Here is a 6,137-nt window from a genome sequence, read left to right as displayed (position 1 = left end):
GGCAAAGCCAACTAATTTTTATTATTTAATGTGTAAACTTGACAGGGCACAGTACCAACAATTCGTTGATTTAGAAAGGATGGGCTTAATTTGAACTAGTTAGAGTTAATTATTGTTCATCATACCAGGTGTAATGATAAGTGCCTTCGCGATCAGTTCTTTGGTAAGTGTGTGCACCAAAGTAGTCGCGTTGTGCCTGAATGATATTCGCGGGCAGCACTTCTGCACGGTAAGAATCGTAATACGAAATGGCAGCGCTAAAGCCTGGGACTGGAACCCCATTTTGTACGGCAAGGCCAACCACATCACGAACAGCAGATTGATAATTCTTGGCGATATCTGTGAAGTATGAGTTCAACAGCAAGTTTTGTAATTTTTCGTCTTCATCGAAGGCGTCAGTAATTTTTTGTAGGAATTGCGCACGAATGATACAGCCAGCACGCCAGATTGAGGCGATTTCGCCAAAATTCAAATGCCAATCATAACGGTTTGCTGCAAATGCCATCTGCTCGAAGCCTTGGGCATAGCTCATAACCTTGCTGAAATACAAAGCTTGGCGAATCTGTTCAATCACTGCCTTCTTGTCGCCCTTAAACTCAGGTTTAGGACCAGACAAGACTTTGCTTGCGCGTACACGCTCATCTTTTAAGGCAGAAATATAACGTGCATAAACAGCTTCGGTAATCAAGGATTGTGGCACGCCAACTTCCAAGGCATCTTGGGAACTCCACTTACCTGTCCCCTTGTTACCTGCAGCGTCAAGAATAACGTCCACGATTGGATTACCAGTGTCGAGATCATCTTTACGCGTCAAAATGTCAGCAGTGATTTCAATCAAGTAACTCTTCAGCTCGCCTTGATTCCATTCGTTAAAGATAGCCGCAATCTCATCGACAGAAAGTCCCAACACATTGCGGAGAATGCTGTAACTTTCGGCGATTAGTTGCATGTCACCATATTCGATGCCGTTATGAACCATCTTGACATAATGACCGGCACCATTTTCTCCAATGTACGTCACACATGGTGCGCCATCTTCGGCTTTTGCAGAAATCTGCTTCAGAATTGGTTCAACCAAATCATAAGCTTCTTTCTGACCACCTGGCATCATTGATGGACCTTGTAAGGCACCAAGTTCGCCACCAGAAACACCCATACCAATAAAGTTGATGCCCGATTTGTCGAGTTCAGCATTGCGACGCATCGTATCTTTAAAGAAGGTGTTTCCACCGTCAATCAGAACATCACCTTTATCAAGCAATGGCAATAATTCTTGGATAACCGCGTCTGTACCAGCACCGGCCTTGACCATCATGATGATTCGACGAGGCTTCTCGAGTGAAGCAACGAAATCTTCAATCTTGTAACTTGGGACTAACTTCTTATCACTGTGTTCTTTCACAACAGCTTCAGTCTTACTACCGGTACGGTTAAAAATTGCGACAGTATAGCCACGGCTTTCGATGTTCAAGGCAAGATTCTTGCCCATGACTGCCATACCAATGACGCCAATTTGTGGTTTATCCATTAATAATGCCTCCAAAATTTAATCAGTTCTGCTCGAAAACACGCGTCTCCCCGTTGACCATAAGACAATTGTTTTCGGCCAAATCCTGTCTTCATGTTATCAAAAAATAAGTGAAAATGAAAGTAAAGCCTAGCCAAGTTATCCGTGAACGCGCACGTCAAAATGAAGAGAATCAACAGTGGGTGGTGATTTCAAGAACAACCTAAAGAATTTCCATGATCAACAAGTCTAATTCTCGTCTTTGAACAGGTCTTTGAGTTTCTCAAACTCTGGATTAGGTTGCTCCGCCTGTTCTTCTGCCAGTGATGAAAATTCATCTTCTGAAATCACCGACCAACCTTCGCCCGTTGGCATCGTCTGGTGGTCGAGTTCATCTTGAGTAAAGATCTGCGTGGGGATATTTAGAATAATATGATCTTCAATGGCAGTTTCTAGATCTAACAAATCATTTTCGATGGTAATGACAGTTTGATCCATTTGCTCCAGTTCATCTTGCGAGGGTTGATCTGCAGGCAAAACATAGAGCTCTTCAATCTGCAAATTCAATGGTAATCCAACTGGTGCCAAGCTACGCGTTGAAGGGAGCGTGATTTCCCCGGTTACTGTGAGCTGGCTAACCCAACCAAGGTCATCATTACGCAATGTCCCCACAACATGCAAAGGACTCACTGCAATCATTTCTGGTAATCTTTTTTTGAGCGGTACCGAAAGATCTGCTTGTTCATCCAGATGCAAGGTTTGGTGTTGTAGCTTCAATAATTGTTCTGAAGTCAATTTAAGTGACATTTTTTTACTCCTTTAAGTCATCATCAGCACGCGCTGGTGAAAATTCTGCTCGACGCCAGTGACTTGTTCAATTAATCGATCAACTCGCACCTGGGTCCCTAAAACGCCATCTCGCTTGCCCAGTTCAGCGGTCACTCGAGTGATTAATTGAGGCGCGATCGTCTTTCGTACGTCATGTAGATAAGCTTGCCCGATCGAACTGAACCCAAGCACACGCACTGGTTGAAGAGCGGCCGAATCGAGTTTCATCTCAGTTGCCGTCGTTTGCAACAATGTATATAACGCCAGCCGTCGTAGCCGAGAATAAGTATAGCGCTTAGACTTCACACGCTTAAGAAAATCATCAAAGCTGGTACTTTGTAGATTTTGTTCCCAGAAACGGTATTCCAAGCCCTCTGACATCTGATAGATTGACGACAAGCAATCTGGTGAGCTCACATTCAAAAAATAATGTAAATATGGCCAAAAATCAGACCAACTCATCCAGCGTTGGCCCAGTTCGTTCAAACCATATGGTACAAACCGTTGCGCCTGATCCAATTGATTCGACAGTAGTAACCGGCGAATCGTCGACGCACTGGCAAATTGGTCAGAAGATTGCACCGCGTCATGCGCGACACCAATCCGTTCAATCGGCAACATTTTCAACGGACTTTTCAATTCACGATTGGCTAATGCGTAACTGAGTGCCAACAACTGATTGGGTTGTTCGATGCGATGGCCGATCTGGGCCTCAATGAAATCATTCCATTGTGTCGCATAAGTCTTGGTGTAATCAACTTCAAATTGTGGCAATACGAGGTCCGAACTGATCTTAGCAAGCAACGTTTGAAAGTCGTTAGCCGCTTTTTCAACGCCGAATGCCAGTGTCTCACACCCCAATGCCTCGAGTAGCTGCAATGCACCAGCGGCAAATCGATCCGCAGGTTGACCAGCAACTATAAACGGTAGTTCAATCACTAGATCAGCACCATGTTGTAAGGCAGTTCGTGCGCGATGCCACTTATCAACAATTGCGGGTTCGCCACGTTGCACATAATTCCCAGACATCACAACGACCAATGCATCTGCACCTGATTGCGCCCGCGCAGCTTTCAATAAGTAGGCGTGCCCATTATGAAAGGGATTATACTCTGCAATAATGCCACAAGCTTTCATGCCAATCACCTACGCTTTGCTTTGAAAAACCATCGTGGTGTCTTCGTCGTCAACTGCTCATCTTCAAAACCACCATAAACTTCAATGTCCGTAAACCCAGCACCGGTTAAGAGCTGACAATAGGTTTCAATCGCATAAGTGCGCTCTACATGCGTTTCTTGCAATGCCTCATAAGCGCCGAGATCTCCACGCCACACAAAAAAAGTGAGATCATGATGCACACTGGCGGGCAACTCACCTTCAAAACTCGACCACATAAATGCCCAATCCTGATCTTGCTCATTGTACATATACCCTGGAAATACGGTCGTCATCTGATAAAGCGAATGTACATCGAACAAGAACGTCCCGTTCGGTTTCAAGGTTTGATGAACTTGCTCAAAACAACGACCAACCTCAGCTTCATCCGCCAAATAACAAATTGAATCATCAAAACAAGTTGCCAAGTCAAGTTGAGTCACGCCTAATTCATCAAGATTCAACATGTTTCCTTGCAGCAAATCAATTTTTTGATTTGCGATGAGTCGACGTTCTTCAGCAATCGTCAACATTTCTTCAGATAAATCGACACCAAAGGTTTGGGCACCAGCTTGTGCAAAACGAACAGCCAAATCGCCCGTACCACAAGCAAGATCCAACACCCGTTGATTCGACAAGTCACCAAAATGTCGACCGACAAAATTCGCCCATGCGTTGTAAAGCGACTTATCCATCAACAAGTCATAGTAATAAGCAAAAGTCTGATACATTACTCGGTGATCCAATCCTTCAGGTCAACCTGCGGTGCATCTGCCCATAATTTTTCAAGGTTATAGAAGTGTCGTTCTTCTTCAACAAAGACGTGAACAACCACATCCTTGAAGTCGATTAGAACCCATTTTGAGCCTTTTTTACCTTCAACATGGCCTTGGACATTTCCAAGTGCTTCAACTTTATTTTGAATCTCATCAACGATGGCTTCTACCTGTCGTTCCGATCCAGCATGCATGATGACAAAATAATCTGCCAGTAAACTAACGTGACGCATATCAAGGGCAACAATATCTTCTGCCCGCTTATCATCAGCCGCCTTAACGGCAACTTTTAAAATCTCTTCACTGTTTGTCAAGAAAATCCTCCTAATTGGTTCCTAATTCATTATACGTTGCAAACGTCGTTGGGTAAATCTTAACGTGTCGTTCAACGAGATGCGAGATAGTTTGTTGTAATTCGACGGCAACCGCCTGATCTAGACTGTTTGCGAGTGCTTCGCGGGCTGCTTCAACGCCTGGAAAATGGCGACCGGGTTCGACGTAATCCGCGACGAAGACGATCTTGTCTAAAGTCGTCATGTGAGGATCTCCAACCGTATGACGACCTATTGCCTGTAAAATTGCGGCATCATGAATACCTAATTCTTGTTCAACGAAATAACGACCAACCACGCCATGCCAGATTGCATTCCCATAATTCAAAAGTTCAGCATCTAAGTGTTGCGCGGTGATCATGACCCGAAACGCTTCGTCAGTTCGTTCTTTGGCATAATCATGTAATAGACCTGCAATTCCTGCACGCGTGACGTCCGCACCAATTTCTTGTGCGATTCGCATGGCTTGTTTCTCAACGCGAAGGCAATGTTGGTAGCGATAGTCGCTCAAATGTGCGCTTAAGGCAGTCAATAGTTCCTCGTGGAACATGGGCACCAACGCAGAAAAGAGTTCTGGATCATAATCAGTCATTGAGATAAAGCCCCTTTTCATGAATATATTGTTTAACTTTGGGCGGCACGAGGTAATCGATCGAACAATGACGTGCAACCAACTCCCGAATCTTGGTTGAGCTCAAGGCAATCTCAGGCGTATCGACCCAAATAACAGGATAAGTTGTTTTTGCCTCAATTCCCGGGCGTTTAACACCAACAAATGTGACGAGTTTCGCCAATTCATCAATACGGTGCCATGTCGGTAAATAGTCGATCATGTCAGCACCTAAAATTAAATAATAGTCGGATAAAGGATGCCGTTTCTTCAACTCAACAATCGTATCATAGGTGTAACTCTTCCCACCTCGAGCGATTTCGAGCAGATCAAGCTCAAATCGAGGATGATCTTGAATCGCAAGTTCCAACATGGCAACGCGATCCTTAGCATCAATGGTTGACTTGTGATCCTGATGTGGTGGTTCAGCATCCGGAACGAAAACAACTTTATCCAAATTCAATTGTGCCATCACTTGGTCCGCCATGATTAAATGGCCGAGGTGCACCGGATTGAACGTGCCACCCATAATACCAACCGGATGACGAGACAATTTGGGCGTTTGGACCTGCACCCTTGTTTGAACGGGTGTCTTCACTTCAGTTTGCTTCATTTGATTGCTTTCACTTCTTCAGAAATTTGGCGATTTTTCTCCTTTGTCGCAGGTTGAAAAACGGTCAATACACGGCCTAAAACTTGAACAACAGTCATGCTGGGCATCGTTTCTTCAAATGTTGTCTTCAAATCTTGTGGGGTTAAATCGCTGTTCTGCAAAATATTGACTTTCAAAAGTTCATGCGTCTCTAAATTCTGACGTAAATCCGTGAGTAAAGCCTCATTGACACCATTCTTGCCCACATGAACACTGGGACGCATTCGATTGGCGCGCGACTTCAAGAAACGTTTCTGTTTACTCGTTAGCATTTAAC

The 6,137-nt window shown here is 44.4% G+C and carries 8 protein-coding genes; all 8 read right to left on the bottom strand.

Annotated elements, in window-relative coordinates; genetic code table 11:
* Positions 1-109 precede the first annotated feature (109 nt).
* The 8 genes from gndA to FC15_RS02870 all read right to left on the bottom strand — a co-directional run bounded on the left by gndA (position 110) and on the right by FC15_RS02870 (position 6,132).
* Positions 110-1,528: an NADP-dependent phosphogluconate dehydrogenase gene (gndA, locus tag FC15_RS02905; RefSeq protein ID WP_057823799.1), complete on the bottom strand. Its 1,419-nt coding sequence runs from the start codon at positions 1,526-1,528 to the stop codon at positions 110-112.
* Positions 1,529-1,756: 228 nt separating this feature from the next.
* Positions 1,757-2,314 carry a DUF177 domain-containing protein gene (locus tag FC15_RS02900; RefSeq protein ID WP_057823798.1) on the bottom strand — a complete coding sequence of 186 codons (558 nt, stop codon included), beginning with the start codon at positions 2,312-2,314 and terminating at the stop codon, positions 1,757-1,759.
* 12 nt (positions 2,315-2,326) lie between these two features.
* Positions 2,327-3,472 (bottom strand): nucleotidyltransferase, encoded by a 1,146-nt coding sequence (locus FC15_RS02895; protein ID WP_057823795.1) that lies wholly within the window; start codon positions 3,470-3,472, stop codon positions 2,327-2,329.
* 5 nt (positions 3,473-3,477) lie between these two features.
* Positions 3,478-4,221 (bottom strand): class I SAM-dependent DNA methyltransferase, encoded by a 744-nt coding sequence (locus FC15_RS02890; RefSeq protein WP_057823793.1) that lies wholly within the window; start codon positions 4,219-4,221, stop codon positions 3,478-3,480.
* A complete protein-coding gene (gene rsfS, locus FC15_RS02885; RefSeq protein WP_057823791.1) occupies positions 4,221-4,580 on the bottom strand; it encodes a ribosome silencing factor in 360 nt (119 codons plus the stop codon). The genes FC15_RS02890 and rsfS overlap by 1 nt, the downstream gene beginning before the upstream one ends.
* A gap of 10 nt (positions 4,581-4,590) precedes the next feature.
* Positions 4,591-5,190, bottom strand: a complete 600-nt coding sequence (gene yqeK, locus FC15_RS02880) for a bis(5'-nucleosyl)-tetraphosphatase (symmetrical) YqeK (protein WP_057823788.1) — start codon at positions 5,188-5,190, stop codon at positions 4,591-4,593.
* On the bottom strand, positions 5,183-5,821 hold the full coding sequence (locus FC15_RS02875; RefSeq protein WP_057823785.1) for a nicotinate-nucleotide adenylyltransferase: 639 nt from the start codon (positions 5,819-5,821) through the stop codon (positions 5,183-5,185). The genes yqeK and FC15_RS02875 overlap by 8 nt, the downstream gene beginning before the upstream one ends.
* Positions 5,818-6,132, bottom strand: a complete 315-nt coding sequence (locus FC15_RS02870; protein ID WP_057823783.1) for a YhbY family RNA-binding protein — start codon at positions 6,130-6,132, stop codon at positions 5,818-5,820. The genes FC15_RS02875 and FC15_RS02870 overlap by 4 nt, the downstream gene beginning before the upstream one ends.
* Positions 6,133-6,137: the final 5 nt, after the last annotated feature.

It is taken from the genome of Lapidilactobacillus concavus DSM 17758 (assembly GCF_001435835.1).
Lineage (GTDB): Bacteria > Bacillota > Bacilli > Lactobacillales > Lactobacillaceae > Lapidilactobacillus > Lapidilactobacillus concavus.
This window is presented reverse-complemented; position numbering and strand designations above follow the sequence as displayed.

Bases quoted from the DNA above. Each gene is read 5' to 3' on its own strand.
- FC15_RS02895 (WP_057823795.1), bottom strand. From the start codon at position 3,472: ATGAAAGCTTGTGGCATTATTGCAGAGTATAATCCCTTTCATAATGGG.
- FC15_RS02890 (WP_057823793.1), bottom strand. From the start codon at position 4,221: ATGTATCAGACTTTTGCTTATTACTATGACTTGTTGATGGATAAGTCG.
- gndA (WP_057823799.1), bottom strand. From the start codon at position 1,528: ATGGATAAACCACAAATTGGCGTCATTGGTATGGCAGTCATGGGCAAG.
- yqeK (WP_057823788.1), bottom strand. From the start codon at position 5,190: ATGACTGATTATGATCCAGAACTCTTTTCTGCGTTGGTGCCCATGTTC.
- FC15_RS02900 (WP_057823798.1), bottom strand. From the start codon at position 2,314: ATGTCACTTAAATTGACTTCAGAACAATTATTGAAGCTACAACACCAA.
- FC15_RS02870 (WP_057823783.1), bottom strand. From the start codon at position 6,132: ATGCTAACGAGTAAACAGAAACGTTTCTTGAAGTCGCGCGCCAATCGA.
- FC15_RS02875 (WP_057823785.1), bottom strand. From the start codon at position 5,821: ATGAAGCAAACTGAAGTGAAGACACCCGTTCAAACAAGGGTGCAGGTC.